This is a genomic window from Arthrobacter sp. P1_A5, from assembly GCF_056406825.1.
In genome coordinates this window covers 1-1,267 of sequence record NZ_JBFTZL010000351.1, presented here as the reverse complement: position 1 = coordinate 1,267, position 1,267 = coordinate 1, and the positions used below count along the sequence as shown (strand labels likewise).

General features: G+C 63.2%; 2 protein-coding genes. Both read right to left on the bottom strand.

Features of this window, described 5'->3' with window-relative positions; all coding sequences use genetic code 11:
- The coding region (locus AC1D1S_RS21210; protein ID WP_476995454.1) for a carbohydrate ABC transporter permease at nucleotides 1-765 on the bottom strand (765 nt) is incomplete at its 3' end.
- 7 nt (nucleotides 766-772) lie between these two features.
- On the bottom strand, nucleotides 773-1,267 hold a 495-nt coding region (locus tag AC1D1S_RS21205), incomplete at its 5' end, for an extracellular solute-binding protein (RefSeq protein ID WP_476995453.1).

The following is a 1,267-nucleotide window of genomic DNA, read 5'->3' as shown; positions in this document are numbered from 1 at the left end:
CGGCAGGGTGATCATCCGGAACCGCTGCCAGGCTGAGGCGCCGTCGACCTTGGCCGCCTCGTACACTTCCGCGGGAATCATCTGCAGGCCGGCAAGAATCAGCAGCGCCATGAACGGCGTGGTTTTCCAGACGTCCGCGATGATCACTGCCCACCTTGCCGGCCATTCGCTGCCGGTCCACAGGATGGACGTGTTGAAGAGTTTGTTGCCGATGCCCTCGAAGGCGAAGATGAACAGCCACAACTTTGCCGTCACTGCGGTGGGGATGGCCCACGGCACCAGGACAGCCGCGCGGACCAGGCTGCGGCCCCGGAAGGCCCGTGCCATGATGACGGCCATCCAGAAGCCGAGCACCGTTTCCAGTGCCACCGTCACGATGGTGAAGAAGAAGGTGGTGCCGGTGGCGGACCAGAACTGCGCGCCCAGGGTTCCCGGCGGGCAGTCCACGGTTCCGCCGCTCGGAGCCGGGCACTGCTGGAAAATCCAGTTGTAGTAGTTCGAGAAGCCGGCCGGGCCACCCTCGACGAAGAGACCCGTAGCGGGGTCCAGACCGGCATCTTTTTGGAATGACATCACAATGGCAGTGATGATCGGGTACACGATCACTACCGACAATGCGAGGATGGTCGGGGCCAGGAGCCAGGAAGCCCACTTGCCCTGGCTGAGGATCTTGTTGTCCTCACCTACGCCCTTGGGGCCGTGATGGACGGGCGTACCGCCCGACGCCGGTGCCTTGACCGGCGCCGGACCTAGTTCGGTTGCCATAATGAACCTACTGTCCCGCGCTAGCGGACTCGATGGACTTCTGCATGTCAGACAGGGCAGTGTCCACGGGCTTCTCGCCCTTGATGGCTGAGTAGGCGTTCTCCTGGATGGCCTTGGTCACCGCCGGGTAGAACGGGGTCACGGGACGGGGAACGGCGTTCTCAATGGACGTCTTCAGGACCGGCAGGTACGGCAGCTTGGCCACAAGTTCCTTGTCCTCGTACAGCTTGGTGAGTACGGGGGCGAGGGAGCCTTGAGTGGCGAAGAACCTCTGGGATTCCTCGGAGGTGATGAACTTCAGGAAGTCAGCGGCGGTGGCCTTGTTCTTGGAATAGACGCTTACTCCGACGTTGTGGCCGCCCAGCGAGGACGCGCCGGGACCATCTGTGCCGGGGAGGGCGGTCATGCCGAGCTTGTCCGCGACCTTGGAGGAGCCTTCGGTGGTGGCCAGGTTGTAGAGGTAGGGCCAGTTGCGCAGGAACAGCAGCTTGCCGTCCTGGAA